Source organism: Gemmatimonadaceae bacterium (genome assembly GCA_036496605.1).
GTDB lineage: Bacteria > Gemmatimonadota > Gemmatimonadetes > Gemmatimonadales > Gemmatimonadaceae > AG2.
Genome location: DASXKV010000048.1, coordinates 11,981 through 33,360, shown reverse-complemented (window position 1 = coordinate 33,360; position 21,380 = coordinate 11,981). Strand labels below are relative to the sequence as shown.

Genomic DNA, 21,380 nt, shown 5'->3' with positions numbered 1-21,380 from the left:
GAATCATTAAAGTCTTCTCATATTTGTCCCTCTAGCCGTTGTTCACAATCCGATGTACGGTTGAAGTCCATCCTTCATTGAGTGCATCATGAGTGGACGCGTCGCCGTCATCGCCGTTCACGGAGTCGGAAGCCCCCCGCGCGACGAAACCGGCCGAGCCGTCGCCGAGCTGTTGATGCAGCGTGCCCCAGCCGGCGTCAGATACGAGTGGAACGAAGAGCGGCGCCTCACCATTTCGACGGCGCCCGTCAGCGCCGGCCACGTTCCGGAAATCCGTTCGAGCAAGAGCGAACAGATCCTGCGCGCCGTCACCGGTGGTCCACGCGATCGCACCCGACTCGTCGGCACAGAGGAAACCGCGTTGCGCCCCGACATCGCGTTCATGCGGGAGCTGCTCCACCCGTACGAGAGCCAGAACGAGCCCTATCAGACCACCGAAACCGTCGGCGTTAGGCGGAGCCGCGGCGACGAGACGGAGGTCCACGTCTTCGAGATGTACTGGGCGGACCTCTCGCGGCTCGGATCAGGCCTGCTCCGGATCCTCGGAGCCACCTATCAGCTCGTGCAGCACGTCAGTCAACTCGGCCGAAAGACGGTGGACATCGCCGCGGCGGTCGCCCGAGCTCGGGAGAAGATGCGGTTGGGACCGCAGAATCCCGGTCCCGACGCGGGGCCCTACGCGCCATGGGCCGCCTATGCGTGGTGTCACAGCTGGGCCATCCGGATCTTCACCGTTGTCGTGCCGGTTGCCGCTCTCGTGATGTTTGCGTTCCTACCGCTCTTCATCCCGGCCGCCATCGCGGACCCATACCGACTGCACGTGGGAATCGTCATCGTCGCGACGCTGCTCGTTGTCGGCGGTGGCATTGCGATCTATCGCTCTCCGCCAGACCGCAAAGCGGCATCGTTCTTCGTCTACTATATGGTTCTCATCGTCGCGGGCGCGCTCGTGCTGAACAACAACCCGCCGGCGGACGATGTGCGCCTTGGCACTGTTCTGCTCACGACTTCGATCTCCCTGCTCAGCTTCGGCAGCTTGATCCTTGTCTTCCGAGAGTACAATAAGACGCGGTCGGGAGCATTGGTCTTCGGTGCCGTGGCCGTGCTTGCAATCGTTGCTCGAACGCTGCAGAGCGGCAGCAGCCTCGTTGGTTCGCTCGACATGGCGAACGCCGATCGCGTTCGCGACTTCGCGCTCATCGGATTCGAGTGGGGCTATGCCCTGGTGATGGTGACCTGGCTGTTGTTGTGGATCACCGTCGCGATCACCCTCGGCGTCCGCTTCTATCTGTGGCTGCGCACAACAGGGACGGCACGGCGGCGCGCCAATCGCGCGGTGTGGACGGCGCGTGTGACGCTCGGTAGCTCCGTGTTCTCGTTCATGGTCGCGGCTCTCGTCCTGTATCGATCCCTCGTCTATCTCACGAACAAAGCGCGCGGGACCTTCGACCTGTTCCCGCGTGCCCTGGCGTCCGGTCAGCTCCCGATCATTCACGCACCCGGGATTGTTCCGGCGGGTTTCGCATGCGGAACCGATCCTGCGGTGGCGTGCTCCGAGCGCTTCTTCGTCGCGCTCATCGCGCAGGGCGCCACGTCCGGCCTCATCATCGCAGTGCTCGGCCTAACGATTGTACTAGTACTCATCTCCTGGTTCATCGCGCTCATCGCGTTCACGTCGGTCAAGAAGCCTGATCCCAGGACATGGAGTGGCCGCCGGCTCGGTTTGTGGATGACCGACGGTTTCTGGTGGCTGCGGATCGCAGGGACGGCGCTCGCGATCAGCGTGCTCGTCGCGGTGGTCGTCGGTGCCCTTTTCAATCTTTCGCCGGCCTTCCAGGGTTGGGTCGCCAGTCACGCCGGACACTGGTTGGCGGCGAAGATGACGGAACAGTGGACGCAGAACGCGATCGACACCGTGACCTTTGCGGTGCTCGCGTCGGCGGCGACCGCCGGCGCGGCGCGATTGCGGCTCGAGACACTGGCCAAGCGCGCGCGCCCGGCCGTGGGCGTGGTGCTCGACGTCGACAACTATCTCCGGGAGACGCCGCGAGAGAGCACACCCCGCGCGCGCATCGCGGAGCGCTTTGTCTCGCTCCTTCGCCATGTCCGCGAGCAGCGCTTCGATCGCATCGTCATCGTGTCGCACAGTCAGGGAACGGTGATCACGACCGATCTACTGCGATTCCTCCATCATGGCGTACCCAAGGCTTCGCCGGATCACGACCTGGTGTCCGACCTCCAGTGTCGCCTTGTCACGATGGGCTCGCCCTTACGACAATTGTATGGAGCCAACTTCCCGCACCTCTACGGCTGGGTGAACGCAACCGATCCGACGCCGGAAGAGGAGCAGGCGCGAAAGAACAATCCGCTGCGCACAGAAGAACTGCCGACGATCTCGTCCCGCTGCCCGGACCCTAACGAGTTGCTGGTCGAGTGTTGGGTGAATCTCTACACGAGCGGCGACTACGTCGGGCGCAATCTCTGGTGCGACGACTCCTGGAACGGGATCTGGGAACGACGTTCGGTGGATCAGGCGATCGTTGGGGACCGGCGCCGAGAGCGCTGCCTCGGGGCGGGCACGCACACCCACTACTGGGAAAGCGAAGACGTCGCCGAAGAGTTGGACCAACTCATCGCGACACCGAGTGCGATGGGGCAAGCGGCGCTTGCACATCGGATGAGACATGGTGAGGAACGAGAGCCTGTTCCTGGTTCGAACCCTGGGAGGGGCAAGTAAGAAGGGGGACCGTCACCGATTCGGGTTCAGCAGTCGGTCTCCCTCGATCTCTCTCACGATCTTGTCCCCGCGCACCTCGAGCAGCTCGAAGTGCTTGAACTCTCTGCCATCCGCGAACCGCTCCTCCACTCCTGATTGACGAAGGCGCCATATACGTCGCTGCGGACCAGCACGATTCGCTGGCCGTTGATTATGCGCAAGACCGTCGTGTCAGCCTTCATCTTCCGCAGATTGTCATCGCGCCGTAGCTGGTGCGAGCCAGCGGGGCCACCGAACCGCTCGTACGTGAAGACAGAGTCGAAGTTCGCGTACGTGGCGTCGAGATCATGCCGTCTGAAGGCCTCGTAGGCGCGTTGCGCGACGCGCTCGGCGAGCGTGTCTCGGATACTGTGTGCGGCACCTCGCGGTCGAGCCTGCGCCGCCGCACCGCGAGTCGAGACAGCCAGAACAGTAAGGGCGAACAGCCAACGAACGGCTTGCATCGCTCACCTCCTACTAAAGTGTCACGGAAACGATGTGCATACGCTCATCGCCTCCTTCCTGATGCCGCTGAGCCGGGAGGTAGGCGGGAGGAAACGTAGGCGGCAATGGCAGCCAAGTCGTCCGCGGTCAAGTTCGCCAGCACGGGTTTCATGAGCTGGCCAGATCGCCATTGCGTGTCCCCTGCTTCATGTCTCACAGCTGCCTAACGAGATAGCTCGGCGATCGGCCGGCAATCGGAGGCACGTCGGCGGCGCCCATCAGGTCGGGATCGTGACACGTGGTACACGGAGTTGTCTTCGGCGGGGAGGGGGAGGCCTGATTGCCCAGGGCGCTGCCACGTCCGGTCGTCACGAGCTGCTTGCCTCTCGCGATGCTGCCACGGGGTACGTACGCAACAAAGCCCGAGCGCGCACTACGATACTTCTCGGATTGCTCCGGGTCCTCCGGCATCTCGATGATCCGTCCCGCGATCGGCACGGTTTTCGTTTCTTCCAATGGCAGGAAGAGATTGCCGCTGATTCGCGTGCGCGGCACCATGTCTGTCTCGACGACGCGAATCCACGGCCTCCATGCGATCGATCCGAAGTAGTTCGCTGCCGCCGCCAGTTCCTCGTCGCTCATTCCCTCGCGCGAGCAGAATCATTGTGTTGGTATTCGGCTTTCGTGGATCCGCGCTGCGACGCTCGCCGGTCCGAAAGTCCTGGATCTGCCGCTTGAAGTACGCGACCGGAAGACCAGACACGGGCGCATTCTCCGGTCGCCCACGTCCGGTTGGTAAATGACAGGATCCACACGCGCGCGCTGCCTTACCAAGTGCAACCGGCCCGCGCGACACGACTGGTGGCATGGGTGGGTGGTCGTTCGGAAACCAGTCCGCCACCGTTTGCAAGTCACGCGCGTCCACGAGCGAATACGTGGCATTGCTTCCCGCGACATGCTGAGGCTTCGTTTGCTCGACGGAGTCCTCGTTATGCCGCAAGCTCCTGCTCGGCAGACCCTGCGGGATTGCTGTATCGCCAGGAGCTGGAGGCGCATCGAAGCCATACGCCCACAGTGGCTCGTGCTGAAAGTCGGTACCGGCAAGATGCACCGATGTTGTCTCGGAGGCCTTGCTCGGTAGTGCACTCGCCGCGAGCGCCGAGCTGCCGTGCAGATGGTTGGCATCGTAGTATCTCTGGATCAACGCGCCAAGCGCGATGCATGCGACAGCTGCGATAATTCGGCCGATCGTGCGTTGCACGTTGCCTCGCTCGAGATTCCAAGAGGGATGGCTATTGTATCGGTCGCCGTACCTCGACGCTAGACCGGGACGCCGCCCGACAAGGAACCGACGTCTGGCCTAACGAGGCTTTGATCGCGTCAGGAGCTCAGCGCTGTTCGGAGCTCAGCGCCGTTCGGAACTTGGCGCCGCTCGTCGCCCCGACATTCCAGTCCAAGGATTCGCAGAAGGCTCTATCTCAGTCACGTCGGCCGATGTCGAGTCGCACGACCAGGACACGCGGCAAGGGTGGTATCAGAAACTCCTGCCGCGGAAGCCCACTGGGGCGGAGAGAGTTGACTTCGGGATCGAGGCCTGGGTAGTTGGTCCAGGTGGCGATATTGCGCCCGGCGACCGTGATCGTAGGCGTGGCACCGAAAGGGCCGGACCACTGTGATGGCAGTGTCCAGTGCACGGCAATTTCACGAACTCTCAAGAAGGCTGCGTCCCGTGTGTAGCCTTCGACCCCAGCCGGCCCTTGGTGTGCTGCGACCGCTGCGGCCTGCTCGTCGAGCGGCGTCGCCGGATCCACCGCGTCGCGACAGATTGAGAATTTGCAACGCTCAGCTTCGGTGAAATTCACCACACGATTGCCGCCGCGATAATCGAAGTGGGCGGTGAACGCGATGTGACCTGGTAATTCGATTTCCGTTTCGAACGCCGACTCGATTGTGGGAAGCGCAGGACCCGCGTATTGCGCTCCTTGTCCGATCACCACCTCGTTCGACGCGATGAGCCCATCCTGATTCGCGTCTTCGTAGGTGTACGGCACAGTCCAGATCCCGCCTAACGGATAACCCTGTTCGATGCGTCCGTACGCCGAAATCTCCGGCGGACCAATGAGGCTGCTCACTCGATTGTGCAGTAGCGCCAATGACAAGCTGCCTGTCCAGCGAATATCCCGGACCACGAGCAGCGGCGTCGCGATCGAGGTCTCGAGGCCGCTGTTGATCATCTCGGCGTACTGGGCGTCGAACGCGCCTAAGCAACAGCCGTAGATTCCAGGTGGAGGCAGTTCGTTCGCGACCCAGAGATGAGTCGACCGCGAGCGGAATGCGGTCGCGCTCACGTGTGCTGCGCCGCCTAACGTTGCCTCAAGGCCGACCTCCTCCTCGCGCGTACGTTCCATTTTCAACGGGCGTTGCTGCGGGAACGGGACGAACCCAGAGAGAGCCCATAACGACGACATCGAGCCGGCAGCGTCCGCGTACGCGGCACGCAGTCGCACGTCGGAGACGGCGGCTGACCGAACCGGAACGGTCCACGAAACATTCGCGGATGGAAACCACTCGCTCCGGTCCTGATTGAAGACAGGCGCCGACAGGCGCTGTGCTGCGACGGTGGCGAAAAGCTGGTCGAACACGCTCACGTGCTCGCCGACGCGAAACGATGTTGAGCGATCTCGAAAGGCGCCGAGAAACGGGTTGTTGCCTTCGAGGAACAACAGTAGCGGAGCCGTCGTCCGCTGATCGGCGCGCTCCCACCCGAGCTCCGTCGTCCCGCCGATCGCCGCGCCGGCATGATAAGACGCGCTCAAACGCGCGCCGGTGGTCCGCTGTACGTTGCGCTCATAGCCGGTGTCGGCGGTGAACGACGAATTGGTCACGGGGCCGACCTGGTCGTTTCGCCAGTGACCGATGACGCGATCGTCTCCGGTCATGACGGCCGCGTCGAGCCACGGGACCGGCTGCCAGCCGAGCGTGACACCCAGGGTCGCATGGCGAATGCGCTGGTCGGGGTAGATCGAGTCTCCGGGCGTGCCGAAGGTGTTATAGCCACGGTTCGCGTCGTTCGTGACGTCGCCGAGCAAACCAGCGCCGATCACGTTCGACGCCGTGGCGATGTTGCCATTCATGTCGAGCCGCGCATCGTCGCGCAGCCATGAACCGACTGCCTCGACACTGAGATGTGCCGGCAGCAGCCGTCGGACCTTGGCGCGAACGCCGAGCCGGGAACCCTCGTCGTGGGGCAGCGTGCCCTGCCGCTCGTCGGCGGTGACGGCGGCGTAGATCGACGTGCCTAACGGCTTGCCGCTCATCTCGAGATGCGCTCGCGCCGAATTGCCGACGCGAAACGGGCTCGCTTGCTCGAGTGGGTTCCACGAGTTGAGCTGTGTCGGCGTGCAAAAGCCATTCGCCTGGTTAAGAAGACTGCAGCTGTTGGTCGGTGTGCCGCTCGAGTTCACGACGCCGGAGCGCCCGTAGTTGGCCGGGAAGACGGCGGGCATCTTGCTCGCGTCCCACGTCACGCGGCCGCTCAATCGCAGCGGACCGCCGTCGCCCGACTTCGTCGTCACGACGATCGCGCCATTTGACGCGCCCTCGCCGTAGAGCGCCGCTGCCGGACCGCTGAGCACCTCGATCCGATCGATGTCTTCCGGCGCGAGATCGTCGAGTCGAGTCGGGGCGACCGACGTGCCCGAGTACAGCGCCAGGTCGTACTGGCGCGCGTCGACGCGGATGCCGTCGATGATGAGCAGCGGCTCGTTCGTCCCACTCACGCTCGTCGGTCCGCGGAGCATCACGAGCGCCCCGTCGCTTGCCGTGCCGCCGCTGCGGAACACGCGCACTCCGGGCCGTCGCGCCTGTAGCAACTCAGAGAAGGTCGGCGCCGTCGACTGCGCGATCTCGGCGGAATCGATCCTGATCACACTCGCGCCCCAGGCGTCGGCTCGTACTCGCGTCAGCGGCGCCACGGGCACGGAGCCACTCGAGTCGGTCGATGATTGCGCGGATGCGGAAGCTATCGCTCCGGCGCAGAGCAGCGGGAGCGCGAGCAGTTTCTTCAATTTCATCGGTCGGCTTCTGTCCAGAATTCGTGAGGCGAGAGGGAAACTGGCAACGGGACTGCGGGTGCGGTACTCCCGCTGACAGCCGCTGAAGCCTCGGTAAGCAAGATGGTAACTTGACGATTCTGACGCTACATGCTACCGTCGCGCATCCAGCGGGAGGATGCCAGAGTCATGGTCGCTCGCCGACAGTTCCTCCGTTACCTCGGGGCAACCGCCCTTGGCGTTGCCGCGACGGGCTGCAAGCTCGGATCCGAGTATGATGTCCGGTCACTGGCTCAGCCAGAGGTTCTTGCGACGTTAGGCGTCGCCGAAGTACGCAACATTGGCCAACGGTACCGCACCCTCAATCCTTCCGAGGCCAGTGTCAACGCGATTCGAGAAGCCATTCTCGGCTCGCGCCCATTGGCGGCGCGTCTCGGCTTGATCAACCCGCCGGTCGCTGCGCTGGTGCGCGGCGACTTCGAGCATGGCCGCACGGTGGCGCTCGATGGTTGGATCCTGTCGGTGACGGAGGCGCGCCAGTGTGCTCTTCTCGCGTCGCTGACAACCTAACGATGACGGCGCATGCACACCGACGCGCGCGACCTCGAGCCGGGAAGTCTGATCGAAGGTGATCTGTGCATCGTCGGCGCGGGCGCGGCGGGGATCAGTATGGCGCTCGAGTGGATCGGCGCCGGCCGGCGGGTGCTCCTGCTCGAAGGCGGCGGTTTCGATTATGACCCGCACATGCAGGACCTCTACCGTGGCGACAATATCGGCTTGCCGTACTATCCCATTCAGTCCGCGCGACTGCACTTCTTCGGCGGTACGACCGGTCACTGGGCGGGCTTCTGCTCCACGATGGACCCGCTCGATTTCGCAGTGCGCGACTGGGTGCCGCATAGCGGCTGGCCGATCGCGCGCACCGAGCTCGATCCCTATTACAAGCGCGCTCTGAGCGTTGTCCAAATAGGGCCTGACGAATGGACTGCCGAGGCCTGGCAACGACGCGACCCTTCGCTCGTGCCGTTTCCGCTGGACCGGAACGTTGCCTGGACGAAGATGTGGCAATTCAGTGCGCCAGCGCGCTTCGGTGTCCTGTATCGCAAGCCGATCGTCGACGCGCCGGACGTCCATCTGTACACGCATGCGAACGTCGTCGAGATCATTTCCAACGAGAACGCCAGTGCCGTGCAGGAGCTCCGCGTGCGCACACTCGAGGGAAAGGAGCATCGGGTGCGCGCGAAGCGTTTTGTACTCGCCTGCTGCACGATCCAGAATGCGCGGCTGCTCCTCGCGTCGAACGGTCAGGCGAGCGCGGGCCTGGGCAACGCCAACGATCTCGTTGGCCGTTACTTCATGGAACACCTCGAGATGCCGAGCGGCAATCTCGTCACGTTAGGCAGAACGCCGCCGAGCGTGCAGATGTATGATTGGGGCTGGGGCCGGACGAAGGCACGCGGCGAGATCGCGCTGTCGCAAGAGGTGCAGCGCCGGCGTCGTATCCTGAACGCGACGGTATCGCTCTCACCTGCCGCGCTCAGCGATCCGCCACAGAGCACGTTTCAACAAATCAATCCGCAACTGATCGAGATGTTTCACACCGGGAAGTTGTCGGACGACGTGCTGAAGACGCCGCCGCCCAGCGCCGTGCCGCGAACGTTCCAGCTCATGACGCGTCAGGAGCAGGCGCCGAATCCGGCATCGCGCGTCACGCTGAGTACCGAGCGAGACGCGTTAGGCATGCCGCGCACCCGGCTCGATTGGCGCTTGACGGAACTGGATCGCAGCTCCTTCGCCGCGTTCTACGAGGAGCTCGGTTGCGAGTTCGGGCGTGCCGGAGTCGGCAGACTCCAGATGCGCGATTGGGTGATGCAGCCGCCTAACGCCGGATGGCCACCGTCCCTGAGTGGCGGCTGGCATCACATGGGAACGACGCGCATGAGCCCCGATCCCAAGCAGGGCGTCGTCGATGTGAATTGCCGAGTGCATGGCATCGCGAACCTCTATGTCGCCGGCGCTGCCGTGTTCCCGACTGCGGGGTGCGTGAATCCCACGTTCTCGCTCGTCGCCCTCACGCTGCGCTTGTCCGATTACTTGAAGCACAGCAGCGCGTAAGGACAGAAGCAGCGCCGCCACGGTTCAGTCGTTCGCTTCGAATGCAACCTCGATGGCACGCTGCCACACTGCCGCCGTCAACCTACGTTGACGGTCGACGGCGCGTCATGCGGCTAGTTGGCGCTCTCGCGCTGCGGCCTCATTTTGGTGTTGCAGGAGAATACGGAAGGCGAGGACGTGTGTGATTAGCAGCATGGGTACGACGAGAGTAGGGATTCCGGATCGGGCGCGACTCGCTATCAGGAACTCTGATGGTCAGCGATGGCACCATCATGCGCCGGGTCTCCGCGTCGCCTTTGCGTTAGAAGTCGCGCGGCAGCTTACGCACGGAATCGAGAGCCCCCTCACACTTCTGATTGGTTGTTTCTGCCGACTGGACCGTTGTCTGAGTGCCTGCGACTTCGGATGGGTCCTCTCATGAGGTGCCGCGTCGGTGTCTCCAGGCATCATAACTCAACCTGTACGCGTAGTCCTGCAGCAGCTCCCGCTTTGCCAAACGCGCCAGCCATTTCTCCGGAATTCCCATCGCGCCGTAGTAGGCTCCCGCCAGCTGGCCGTAGATCGCTCCAGTCGTGTCGGCATCTTCGCCGAGGTTCACGGCCATTAAACAGCCTTTGCGGAAATTCGAGCTCTTGTAAAACGCCCACAGCGCAGCCTCCAACGAGTGCGCCGCGTAGCCGCTGCCGCGGATTTCCGGCGGCTTCTTGCGCTTGAACGAGCCATCGGCGATTTCGGCAATGGCGGGGTGCAGTGGCTTTGCGTCCCAGTAGCCCCGTTGCTCTGCATAACGAGGAGCGAGCAACTCCTCCTTGCTCGCGAAAGACAACGCGCCGGCGATGAGGGCGCCGAGGTAGCGGCATGCATCGACTGCTACGGGCGCTCCGTGCGTGTTGACCGAGCTCTCACCGCACATCGCGATGGCGTCCACGTCGCTGTATTTTGAAAAAAACATCGCGACCGGCGCGAGGCGCATGAGGGATCCGTTCCCCGCCGACATCTCGTGCGTTGGACCGGACCGCGGATCGCCCGTGCGCTCGAAGGCCGTTAGCGCCTGACGAACAGTGTTGCCGATGTCGACGCAGTGGCCGGTGCTCGAGTGGGATCCCTCGCGCCACCACCGCACGTAGCGCTGCATCTGGTCGCGCGCGTCGAAGCCGTTGCACTCGAGCAGGCTCTCGGCGAGACACAGCGCCATCGAGGTGTCATCCGTCCACTCGCCGGGTCGCAGGTGAAAGGGACCGCCGCCGATCATGTCCTTCACCCTCGGGAACGTTCCCGGAGGGCGGGCGACTGCGCAAACCAGCACGAGCCTGTCGTTAAAGATGGTATCACGCGCTGTGACTGCGCCGTCCCATCTTCGTCGACGGAGAGCTCATGCGGTACCGTCTGTCCATTGTCCTTCACGTGACGCTGGCAGCAACCGTTGCGGCGTGCGCACCTGCACGCCCTCGCGCCTTCTACGAACGGCGACTCTTCGGGTCTACCTGCTTCGTTCTTGGTGCCGAGCTGCGCTCCGTGTCGACCCCTTATCTCTTCGAGGCGCTCGAGAGTATCCGTCCGACGATGTTACACGTCCATGGCCGCCAGACCTTACCGGCGGTCGTACTGGACGGCATTCTCACTCCCGAGCCCAGCGTCGTGCTACACAGTGTCCCGCTCGGCCAAGTTCGCTCCGTACGTCGCCTGAGCCCCACGGAAGCAAGACAACGCTACGGCTTGGTCGTGAACGGGGCTTCCGTGCTCGAGATCAACACGATTCGTTCATCGGTCGATCGCGACGACGACGAGATAAAACATTGCTCATGAGGGCTGGCGCCAGGACAAGCTGACGCCGACCATTGGCAATTCGGCGCAAAAGGACCTGATCACTCCGTTCAATGAGATAGCGCGGGTCTGCGCGATCCATCCTCCAGCGAGGAATCATGTTCCCTATGCGTCGCGGTTTCTTCACACCTCTCGTGATCGCTGCCGCGGTGATGCTCGCCGGGTGCGGCGATTCCAGCGCGTCACGCGCTCCGAGCGAACCGACGGTGAGATTCAAGGTGTCGTCGGGATCACCCAGCGTATCGTCGGCGAATCCCGCGTCCGCGTTTCAAGGAACGAACCTCGACGTGCAGATCAACGGTTCCGGCTTCGATAATGGATCGAAAGCGAGCTGGAACCTCCGGGGCGTGCCCAATGGAAAGATCGTCGTCAACCGCACGTCATTCGTCAGCTCGTCGCAGCTCGTCGCGAACGTCTCCATCGCCAGCGATGCCGCGATCGACCTCTACGATGTCGTCGTGACGACGTCGACACTGAAGCAGGGAATCGGGAGCGACGCGTTCGCCGTCACGCTCGCGACGGCAATTCCCGTCGTCGGGCAGGCGATCAATGACGGGGGCCAGATCGTCGGACAGGCCCGCTCGAATGGCTCCCTCGGCGCGCTCTGGGATCCACAGGTCGGCCTGGTCTCGATTCAAAGCGGAAGCCAACTGTATGCAATCGATCAGAGCGGCTCGCTCATCGCTGGCCAGGTCGTCACTAATTATCCCCTCGGCCTCGCCGCTGTCTGGACGAGCGCCAACGGCGCCGCTGGTCCATGGATCCTGACCGAGCTTCCCTCGTTAGGTACGGGGCAGAGCTCCGCCCGCTCCGTCGCGACGAACGCGCAAGGACGACTGATCCTGGGCGGCAACTTGACACTCAAACGGCACAACCCAGCCATATGGACGCAAACCGACAACGGCTGGCAGGTCACGCTCCTGACCCTTCCGTCCGATATCCTCGACGGAGGATGGATTCAAGGCATCAATGGACTCGGGATGGCCACCGGTATGGATGGCGTGACCTGCTGCCATGCGTTCTTCTGGGATGCGAGTGGCGCGCCCTCACATCTCCAGCCCGTAGCGGGGGCGACGCAGGCAGCCGCGTGGTCCATCAACGCTGACGGTACGATCATCGTCGGCAACAGCAATGGACTGGCGGTTATGTGGACGCGAACACTCGCGAATGGCGTCTACGGCGCGTGGAGCCAGGCGACAGCGCTCGAGAACACACCGCAATACTGCAGTGGCACATCCGCCGCGAACGCCGTCAATGCCGCCGGCACGGTTGCGGTTGGAGTGAGCTGCGGCCAGGCGATGGCCTGGCTGATCGGGAACGGCACTGTCGTTAGGTTCAACCTCGGCGGGCTCGGGCCTCCCAATACGAGCGTTGCGAACGCCGTCAACAACCTCGCCAGTCCAAACGCCGCCGGGGAGGCGAACAAAGGCGGTGTGTACTGGAAGAACTTCTGAACGCCGTCACTGCTCCATGTTTCCCAGATGCTCGGCACCGCTGACCTGATAACCTGCCCAATAGTATGCTGCCGCATAACGAGTCTGACGCAGCATCTCGCGCTGGGCGAGCGCGAGTGCCTCGGTCGGCGAGGCCGCTGGCAGGTGCGCGTAGAACCGATCGGCCAGTTCGGCGGCGCCGGCATCATCGATTCGCCACAGCGTCGCGACGACGTCGCGCGCTCCGGCGAAGAGAAAAGCGCGCGCGAGCGTCGCATAGTCCTCGCCTTGCTCGACGTCGCTCGACGACGCGGCTCCTACTCCAGTCTCACATCCCGAGAGAAAGACGAGGGGACTCCGTATCTCCAAACCGAATACCTCGAAGAGCTGGAGTCGGCCGTCATCGTCGTTCGCACCCGGAACGCCTGGCGCGAGGCGAATCTCCGAGAACATCGGATTCATCCGATTCAGCTCGGCGTGGCTCGCGATGTGAACGACGCCGCCGGCCGCGAGCGACTCGCGCAACGCATGCTCGGTTGCCCGATTGTCGATGAGCGCCGTCGCGGAAGGCAAACGCGCACGGAAGCGTTCCGCCTCCATGGCGCTGGCCGGCAGGTCACGTGGGAACGGTGCGAGCGCGACGGAAGACCTCGGCGGCCATGGCGTACGTGTCGCCGATTGATCACGCGAGCGCATGACAGGCAGCGCCGCTGCCGATGGAAGAAAAGTGAGGAGATGACGCTCGATGAGAAATCTTCCGTCGCGGTGGTCCTGCAGCGCGGCGAACGGGAGATACGTGAGCACCCCGTCAGGGACGATGAGCAATCGGCTCACGCCATCGAGCAGTCCGCTGCGAACAGCCGGTTCAATCAGTAAGTCGTAAAGTGCTTCGGCTGCGGCAGCGCCGCGGCCGTTGGTCGTCGGCTGCTGAAGGAGATCTCGCAGCACGCGCACCTGAGAACCGAGATCGGCACGCCGCTGTGCGGTGGAGAAGGCGAGAATGGTGTCACGCCTCAGGACGAAGGTGAACAACGTGTCCTGCGCGACGGTGTAGGTCAGCAACGCCTCGTCGCGCACGAGGCTCCCCTGCACTCGTGCTGCGCGCGTTGGCATCAGGCCAACGAGCTCGGCTCCATCCCCTACATCGGCGCGCGCCAGCAATGCTTCGTACTCGGTGCGCGCGCGCGTCAGCCGATCGCGCAGGTCGCGTTGGATGACACGTTGATCGCTGCCTCCCCCTCCCCCTCCCCCTCCTCGCGAGTCACCGTTCTCTGTCGCCTCGAGGTGCGCCGCCAGCGTGTCGATCTGTGCGCGAAGAGAAGTCGCCTGCAGCACCGAACCGGCCGTGCTCTTTCGCTCACCCTGCCGGTGTGCGGATGACAGTCGCTCGGTTGTCGCGCGGCCGCGGGCGGCATCAGCCGTCTCGAATGCCGCCGCCGTCTTCCCCTCGCGCAACAGCACGGCGACGAGATCCGCGTAGACCTGATTCTGGCGAGCCGCGTATGCCGTGCGAAGAGGACCCGACTGGTACCCGCTCTGGACGTGTTCGATGATGCTAATCGCCTCGCGTCCGGCCTGCTCAGCGGAATCCAGGAGCGCCAACTGCGCAAATGCGCGTGCACGGAGCGCGTCATCTTGCCATCGATACTCTGCTCCGCTTTCGCGGAGCAATGTCCGCACGGACGCGAGGCGGGACAATGCCTGTTGTGATTTCCCGCGCCGCTCCAGCACCGTCGCTCGCTCCAGAGCCGACTGAACGCGTGCCGGCGCGCTGCCTATCGAGCGCGCCAGCGAATCCGCCTCGTCGAGCTCCCGGTCGAGGCCCACGTTATCATTGGCCGCGAGCTCGATCTCCAGAAACCGATCATCGAGCTCTTCGCCGATAGCGCCCAGGCCATGGTGCGCGAGGCGTGCACGGTGGGCTCGCTCGCGCGCCGAGACTGTATCGGCGAGCGCGGCGTCCACGGCGGCGCGATCGCGCAAGACATTCGCTGCCTCCAGCTCGATCTTGGACGCAGCGAACAGCTGTTGCGACTGATCGTAGTAATGTGCCGCCGCGCGCAGATCACCAGCTTCAGCGTATAGATCTCCGAGGATCTCGAGATCCGACGCTTCCTCCTGTTTGAGCCCGTGGCGCCTCACGATCGTCATCGCGCTGTCGATTGCGGCGAACGCGGCGCGTGGGTTCCCTTTCGCTGCCTCGACCGTCGCCAGCTGCCCGAGCGCGTTCTGTTCGCCGATCTCGAAGTCTGTCTGGTGATAGAGACGCAATCCCTCGTTGGCCTGCTCCTCGGCAGTGGACAGATCGCCCATCCGGAGAGCAACCATCGCCAGATTTGTATGCGCGTTGCCTTCCGTTCTGCTGTCGCCGATTGAATGGGAAGCGGCTTGCGCCTCGAGAAAGGCAGAACGCGCTGCCTGGAAGTCCGCGTAATCCGTCAGGACGAGACCAATATTCGCCAACGCCTTCGCGATCGACGCGGTGTCGTTGATCGACCGCGCCGTGCGCACCGCGTCTTGAAATCGCGTCTCGGCGACGGACAGATGCCCTCGGTTCCAGGCAATGAGCCCGAGCGCGTTTTCGGTTCTGAACAGCTCCGCGCCGTTTATGCCGTGCGCATGCTCGATGTCGAGCGCGCTGTCGGCGACTCTCTCCGCCTCCTCGTAATCCGCAATGTGGTACGAAGCGAGGCCGACTGAGGTAAGGAGGTGCGCTCGGCGCTGATCCGCGAGCGTTGTGCTCGCGAGCTCGCCGCGCCATGCAGCGCGTGCCGCGCCGAATTCGCCGCGAGCATACAGTGAGTCGCCGGCCAAGGATCGAATCGGATCTGGCGAATGTTGGGAGCAGCCGAGCACCAGCACCGCGATGAGCGGCCGAAGTGCATGCAAACTCAAGGTCCGGTGGAAAACGACCGAGCGCCACTGGTCACGGTATGGCCGTCGCTCGCGAGTGCATCCACGTACCACAAGTAGTTACGACCACGCGCGAACGGTGGCTTGATTGGTATGGACGTCGTCGTATCGCGCGTCGAGGTGGTCCAGAGGCGAGCGCCAGCCGAATCCATGATCGTTAGGCGGTACGTACCGCCGCCCTCGATTGCGCGCCACACGAAGACGGCATTCGGGCCATCGACGACGCGATCCGCGGCTGGTGTCACAACGGCTATGCGGTCGATGACTGCAGCGCCACGCTCGACGGACGGGCGCGCCTGATCGCGCGCCGGCATTCGAAGGAGCGCCGCGGAGAAGATGATGCCCGCAGCGACTGCTCCAGTCGCGATCCAGGCTGCACTGCGCCTCCGTCGTGGAGTGCGACGTGGCGCCTGTTCCGTTGCTGGCAAATCGGCGAGCAACCCGCGGACGTCGAGCATGTCCCAGCGACACCGATCACAGTCGGCTAGATGGCTTTCGACGATCGCTCGCCTTTCCTGATCGAGCGTGCCGTCGAGATAGGCAGCCAGATCCTCGTTCGAAACGTGTGGTAACGATCCTGAATCGGTGCTCATTCTCCGTCCAGCGTTGTCACGATCTACTTAATTGAACGGAGAGAAGTCGCGCGATTGCTGGATGGCCCTTCGCCGAGTCGCTCGCGTAACTCCGCGAGCACATGGTTGAGGCGTCGATAGACGTGAAAGACCGAGGCGAAATTCAGTACGGGCGCGATGCGCTCGGCCGTCAACCCGTCCTCGAACCGCAGCGCAAGCAGCAGTCGATCCTGGGGACTCAGCTGAATGATCGACTCGCGGAGCGCCTCCCGAAGAGCGGCCGCCTCGAAATCGCTCTCCGGTGTTCGTCCCGAAGGGTCGACAATCGTGTCGAGGTCCAACTCCTCAGCCGTGAGATCGATGAGACGTCGACGCTCGCGCGCTTTGTCGCGTTCCTCGGGATGGCGCGGATCCGCTCTGCCGTAGCGCTGCCGAGCGAAGTCGATGCAGAGTCGTTTGGCGACGACGACCAACCATGTCGTGAACGTACTTCGCCCGTCCGCGGCATAGGCGCGCAATCGCCGACAGTCGTTCTCGCGGAGCCGCTCGAGCACCCACGTGTAGGCGTCCATCGTGGCGTCATAGTCGCGCGCACGAAGCCGGCAAACATGCAACAGCGTTCGGTGGTGGAGCTCGAGGAACTGAGCCCACTTGGCTTCCCTCGTGCGCGCATCGGTCGCTTCGAGCAGCTGCGCCAACTCGGGTGGGCGATTCTGGGCCATGGAGCTCCGCTCGCGGCGCGGGAGGGGTGTTCATAATGTGCCGCCGCTTTGCTGCGCGCCAGACGTGAGGAGCTCGTCAACGGCGCTGTAGCCAGAAGGAATGAGTACGCCGTCGGTGATTGCGCCTGCGCCGAGCAGCGCTTTCACCGCCCGCGGCGAACGACGTGCGCTCCAGTATGAAGCGACGCAGGCCCTCACGGCCAGCATGAGCGGCGTCTCGCCCTTTCTGTTTCTTGCGTTGACGTCGGCACCGTGACGAATGAGCACGTCGAGCGTGTCGTTCGACATGCGCCACGCGGCAACGTGCAGCGCCGTGCTATCGGGAGCTTCCCCATAGTACCCGTCGCCGAAGTAGCGCACGTCGACGGGAACGCCGAGCTCGATGAGCAGCGCGACGCCGTCGTGATTGTCATTGCCGGCGAACTCCGCCAGGAGCTCGCCGCCCTGATCGATCAATGCACCAATGAGTGATGGCTCACGCGCCGCGATGGCACGCGCCGCCGACGCGTCGCCGCGAGCGCACGCGGCGATCAACGCGTCGACGCCGTCGAGCTTCAAGGAGATGTGCCGTCGCGCCATCGATGCGAGCACGTCACGCCGACCGCGTCGCGCCGCAATCGCCGTCGACGAGCGTCCCACGCGAAACCCACCGCCGTGGCGGAGATCATTAGCAACCGCGTATGGGTCGGCGCTGCGGTCGAGCAGCAGGTCGATTATCTCGAGTCTGTTGTCGCTGATGAGCGCGTGATGCAGCACCGTCTTGCCGAAACGCGACATCTGGTTGACGTCCGCGCCCTGATCGAGCACGAGCTGTATGCCTTCATAGTCATGCCAGTCGGACTTTCGCAGCAGCATCATGTTCAAGCTGTCCTTCGTCAACTTTCCACTGTTCAGTAGCAGCTTGAAAGCGTCGTTGTCGGGTGCCTCGACCGAGTGATACGGCGTTTCCTCGTCGTTAGGGTCCGCGCCGCGCTCGAGCAGGAGTCGGGTGAGCGGTGCATGAAACGCAACGCCAGCCGCGCCATACAGCACGCTCTCCCATTCGGGATGCGGCCGGTGCGATTTGTCCTCGAAGCCGGTGTTGGGGCTCGCGCCGGCATCGAGCAGCGCCGTCGCGGCACGGACGAACGCGTCGGACCGTTCGCGGTGCTCCTTCAGAAACGATGAGAAGCAAAGATGCGTCAGCGCATCGACATGTCGCGGACCACCCTTCGCTATTGCTAGAGAGGCGTCACTGGCGAGAAACCGACGTACGGCTTCGTCATCACCGAGCATGGCTGCGATGTAAATGTCGTTCGCGATGGAGGGATTCGCATCGAGAATCACTTGCGCCCTTTTCGCGGAGCCGTGCCAGAACGCGGCTTCGATGAACTGATCGTGCGTGCTGAGTTGAGAGCTCATTGCTGTTACCGGCGCGAGCGCTTCGGCGTCGCGACTGGAGTGAAGGAGAGAGTCAGCGCCCATCGCTCGCTTGCATCCTCACGCGCGTCGTCCGTTTGGGGCGCGCTCCGAAACTCGCGTCCGATTGCCTGCACCGAGTCGAACAGCCGCTGACGCAGCGCGGCGATTTTCGAGGGATGAAGCGGAATGATGAGTCGTGTAATGAGCGCCCGCTGCTTTGCGCCCGGTGGTATAGCCATCACCTCCTGCTTCGCCTGCTCGAACACCGTCGCCGCGAGAGCGCGACGCGCACGTCGGCCGGCGGCGTCATTCCTCCCGCGCGGCCCACTGGCCTTCAGCGGCGCGGCAACGCTGGCGTACCACTTCTCGATCGCGCCGCGGTTTTGTCGCGTCTCCTTGATTACGACGAGCCCGGCGCGCTCGAGCGCGGCGACGTGGTGATAGAGACGCGTGGGTGGCTCGCCGAGTAGCTCCGCGACTTGCTTCGTCGTCTTCGGCGATTCGGCGAAGAGCTCCATGATGCGGAGACGGAGGGGATGCGCGAGCGCGCGCAAGTCCGCCACCGCCGGGCGAAGCGCGGGCGCGCCGGCCGTGCGTCGTGACTTGGGTCGGGGCATGTGAGGAGTCTAGAGCGCGCGGTCGGTCTTGCCAAGATCCGGCGATTATTCAATATTATTTGAATAATGGAGGTCCACATGCCCACTTTCGTCGATGCCGTGTACGCCGCCGTCCTCATCGGCTTCATGACGGTGTACGAGTACAAGTACTTCTGGCCCCAATTCCGCGCCGCCGCCATCGCCGATCGGCCCGGAGCGCGCACGCACTTCTACCGCCGAATCGTAGCCGGAGAGTGGATACTTACGTTCTGTGCGCTGGTCATCTGGGCAAGGGCGCACCGCACGTGGGATGACATCGGCCTAGCGATGCCCCATGGTTGGCGTCTCGCACTTGGCGTCCTCGTCGTCGTTCTCGTGCTGGCCCTGTTCGGCGCCCAACTCTGGTCCGTGCTGCGACTCCCCGTAGAGCGACGGATCGCCGCGCGGCCCAAGCTCGGCGATGTTGCCTTCATGGTGCCACGCACGGCTCGCGACCAGCGATGGTTTCTCACTCTCTCGATTACCGCGGGCTTCTGCGAGGAGCTGCTCTACCGCGGCTATCTGCCTTGGCTGTTCGCACCGTGGCTCGGACGAGTTGGCGCGCTGCTGTTCGTCGCCGCGCTCTTCGGTGCCGGTCACCTCTACCAGGGCTGGAGGGGCGCGATTCGGGCTACGCTCGTGGGCGTGTTCATGGTGACAATCGTGCTCGCGACGAGTTCAGTGATCCCGGCAATGATCGTTCACGCGCTCATCGATATCGGCGGGGGTGCGGTCGGCTACTGGCTGCTCCGCGAGTATCCGACCCACTCGATGCCGCGGGCAGCGGCAGCGCCGAGCGAAGCCGCCGTCGAGACGTGAGGCGATCGGGTTCGCTTTGACGGAGGATGACAGTTTCGTCAAAAAGAGTCCGTCAACTTCGCGTTCGGTGTGTTAATGAAGTGATTTTGGTAATACTGTCACCCCGCACCTATTGAGTTGAAACTGGACATCCCGACACACGTTAGGCAACGACTCGGCTCAGAGCATCCACCCAAACGGATCTTCAGATTCGCGTCCAACACAATCGCTTCGATTCCGGCGTGCCCGTCCGGCCGATCCGTAAGCACTCTTCGTCGTTGTGGCCAGACCGCTCGCCAAGGTGAGCGTGAGCGACGTTGACGTCACTCGTGATCTGACTACGTCGAGTGTCGTATAGTCCTCTCGCCGTGTGGGCGCCATCGTTCGCTACTTTCTCAGTGGACGAGTCACAATGTCGGCGAAGAGTAGTCTCCATGTCACGCCCCTGCTCCTCCTCTGCTTGGCCGTGGGTTGCGAGGGTATCCCTACCAGCCTCTGCATGAACTTCGAGAACGGCTGCTCCGGCTCCAGTTCCACCGCCAGCGGCGGTGGCGGCGCTCGGGCAATTCTCTGGCGAGCGCCGCTCTCGGAGAGCGGTACTGGCTGGACCGGTCTCCCCGCCATCGCCGGCTCGATGGTCTATATCGAGACGAGGAATACGGTTCTCGCGCTGGACCTAACGACTGGAGCGAGGCGGTGGCAAACCACGGTCAAGATGAGCCCAACGCCGGCGGCCGCGAACATCGTCGCTGCCGGCGGAGCCGTGTACATCGCTGAAGCAGTCGAAGTGATCTCGCTCGATGCCGCAACAGGGGCAATTCGCTGGCGGTTCACGCCCGATGCTCAACCGGCGGAAGCCCAGTCTGCTGTCGATGATCACGCGGTATACGTCGGAACCCGCTCGCACAAAGTCTACGCCTTGAGTCCGAAGGCCGGTCAGCCGCTCTGGACGACGGATCTCGGACCCAGTTGGCCGTATCTCAGCGCTATCAGCGGACTCGCAGTCAGCGGCGACACCGTCTACGCAGCCGCCTGCAAACGCTTGACGCCTAACGGCGACAGCAGTGTGAGTATCATCGCGGGCCTCGACCGCAATACGGGCGCACTGCTGTTCGAGTATCAAGCCCCGCAATCAGTTGGCTGGAGCGGTGTTCCTTCAGCTCCGGTCATACGCGACCGTGTGCTCTTCGCGAGCGATCTTCTCGCAGGAGCATTCTTTGCCGTCGATCGATTTACGCTTCAGGAGATCTGGCGCGTGAGAACCGAGCCGGGATTCTTCGGTCCCTTCGCGCGCCCTTCGCTTGCCGGGAATCGGTTATACCTTGGCACGAATGACACGTACGTATATGAAGTCGATGCCACGACGGGGAAAGTCGCATGGCGCACGACGACCAGAGGGTCGATTCACGAATCGGCGTTGTGCGGTCAGCGAGTGTTCGCCAACAACCTCGGCATTTTCGTGCTCGATGCCGCGTCCGGACAGATCATCACGACCCTGTTCGACGCTGACCCTAACGAGATTCCGAGCTCGGGGTTCGCCGTCGCGAGTGACCGCGTAGTCTTCTCGGGCGTACACGGCGCCTATGCGCTTCGCTGTCAGTGAGGAGGTATCGATATGGGTGCTGCAGCAGCCGCATGCGGCTCGCGATCATTCTTGTCGTAATCCTGCTCGCAGCCTGGCTCTATCTCGCAACGATCGGGCTCCTGCGCTCTTCG

The 21,380-nt window shown here is 63.5% G+C and carries 16 protein-coding genes; 7 read left to right on the top strand and 9 right to left on the bottom strand.

Annotated features, from left to right (window positions below; genetic code table 11):
* The first annotated feature begins 88 nt into the window (after window positions 1-88).
* Window positions 89-2,737, top strand: coding sequence for a hypothetical protein (locus VGH98_18110; protein HEY2377893.1), 2,649 nt, complete (start codon window positions 89-91; stop codon window positions 2,735-2,737).
* A gap of 53 nt (window positions 2,738-2,790) precedes the next feature.
* On the opposite strand, the gene VGH98_18105 is transcribed toward VGH98_18110, so the two are convergent.
* From VGH98_18105 to VGH98_18095, 3 genes are all read right to left on the bottom strand, one after another.
* Window positions 2,791-3,219 (bottom strand): hypothetical protein, encoded by a 429-nt coding sequence (locus VGH98_18105; protein HEY2377892.1) that lies wholly within the window; start codon window positions 3,217-3,219, stop codon window positions 2,791-2,793.
* Between the two features lie 193 nt (window positions 3,220-3,412).
* Window positions 3,413-3,841, bottom strand: a complete 429-nt coding sequence (locus tag VGH98_18100; GenBank protein ID HEY2377891.1) for a hypothetical protein — start codon at window positions 3,839-3,841, stop codon at window positions 3,413-3,415.
* Between the two features lie 836 nt (window positions 3,842-4,677).
* Window positions 4,678-7,272 carry a TonB-dependent receptor plug domain-containing protein gene (locus tag VGH98_18095; protein ID HEY2377890.1) on the bottom strand — a complete coding sequence of 865 codons (2,595 nt, stop codon included), beginning with the start codon at window positions 7,270-7,272 and terminating at the stop codon, window positions 4,678-4,680.
* 168 nt (window positions 7,273-7,440) lie between these two features.
* Here VGH98_18095 and VGH98_18090 point away from each other — a divergent pair, with 168 nt between their 5' ends.
* Together VGH98_18090 and VGH98_18085 are read left to right on the top strand one after the other, a co-directional pair.
* On the top strand, window positions 7,441-7,821 hold the full coding sequence (locus VGH98_18090; GenBank protein HEY2377889.1) for a hypothetical protein: 381 nt from the start codon (window positions 7,441-7,443) through the stop codon (window positions 7,819-7,821).
* A gap of 12 nt (window positions 7,822-7,833) precedes the next feature.
* Entirely contained in the window at window positions 7,834-9,366 is a 1,533-nt protein-coding gene (locus VGH98_18085; GenBank protein HEY2377888.1) for a GMC family oxidoreductase, read from the top strand.
* Between the two features lie 415 nt (window positions 9,367-9,781).
* On the opposite strand, the gene VGH98_18080 is transcribed toward VGH98_18085, so the two are convergent.
* Window positions 9,782-10,627 (bottom strand): ADP-ribosylglycohydrolase family protein, encoded by an 846-nt coding sequence (locus tag VGH98_18080; protein ID HEY2377887.1) that lies wholly within the window; start codon window positions 10,625-10,627, stop codon window positions 9,782-9,784.
* 113 nt (window positions 10,628-10,740) lie between these two features.
* On the opposite strand from VGH98_18080, the gene VGH98_18075 reads away from it, so the two are divergent.
* Both VGH98_18075 and VGH98_18070 read left to right on the top strand, forming a co-directional pair.
* Window positions 10,741-11,172 (top strand): hypothetical protein, encoded by a 432-nt coding sequence (locus VGH98_18075; protein ID HEY2377886.1) that lies wholly within the window; start codon window positions 10,741-10,743, stop codon window positions 11,170-11,172.
* 116 nt (window positions 11,173-11,288) lie between these two features.
* A complete protein-coding gene (locus VGH98_18070) occupies window positions 11,289-12,644 on the top strand; it encodes a hypothetical protein (protein ID HEY2377885.1) in 1,356 nt (451 codons plus the stop codon).
* Window positions 12,645-12,650: 6 nt separating this feature from the next.
* On the opposite strand, the gene VGH98_18065 is transcribed toward VGH98_18070, so the two are convergent.
* The 5 genes from VGH98_18065 to VGH98_18045 form a co-directional block, all read right to left on the bottom strand.
* Entirely contained in the window at window positions 12,651-15,437 is a 2,787-nt protein-coding gene (locus tag VGH98_18065) for a CHAT domain-containing protein (GenBank protein ID HEY2377884.1), read from the bottom strand.
* A gap of 77 nt (window positions 15,438-15,514) precedes the next feature.
* Window positions 15,515-16,129, bottom strand: coding sequence for a zf-HC2 domain-containing protein (locus VGH98_18060; GenBank protein ID HEY2377883.1), 615 nt, complete (start codon window positions 16,127-16,129; stop codon window positions 15,515-15,517).
* A gap of 23 nt (window positions 16,130-16,152) precedes the next feature.
* Window positions 16,153-16,830, bottom strand: a complete 678-nt coding sequence (locus tag VGH98_18055) for a sigma-70 family RNA polymerase sigma factor (GenBank protein ID HEY2377882.1) — start codon at window positions 16,828-16,830, stop codon at window positions 16,153-16,155.
* A gap of 30 nt (window positions 16,831-16,860) precedes the next feature.
* A complete protein-coding gene (locus tag VGH98_18050) occupies window positions 16,861-18,231 on the bottom strand; it encodes an ankyrin repeat domain-containing protein (protein HEY2377881.1) in 1,371 nt (456 codons plus the stop codon).
* Between the two features lie 5 nt (window positions 18,232-18,236).
* The gene (locus VGH98_18045) at window positions 18,237-18,848 is read right to left on the bottom strand and encodes a winged helix-turn-helix domain-containing protein (protein ID HEY2377880.1); all 612 of its coding nucleotides are present in this window, start codon (window positions 18,846-18,848) and stop codon (window positions 18,237-18,239) included.
* A gap of 78 nt (window positions 18,849-18,926) precedes the next feature.
* Here VGH98_18045 and VGH98_18040 point away from each other — a divergent pair, with 78 nt between their 5' ends.
* Both VGH98_18040 and VGH98_18035 read left to right on the top strand, forming a co-directional pair.
* Window positions 18,927-19,685, top strand: a complete 759-nt coding sequence (locus VGH98_18040) for a CPBP family intramembrane glutamic endopeptidase (protein HEY2377879.1) — start codon at window positions 18,927-18,929, stop codon at window positions 19,683-19,685.
* A gap of 478 nt (window positions 19,686-20,163) precedes the next feature.
* A complete protein-coding gene (locus VGH98_18035) occupies window positions 20,164-21,267 on the top strand; it encodes a PQQ-binding-like beta-propeller repeat protein (GenBank protein HEY2377878.1) in 1,104 nt (367 codons plus the stop codon).
* Window positions 21,268-21,380: the final 113 nt, after the last annotated feature.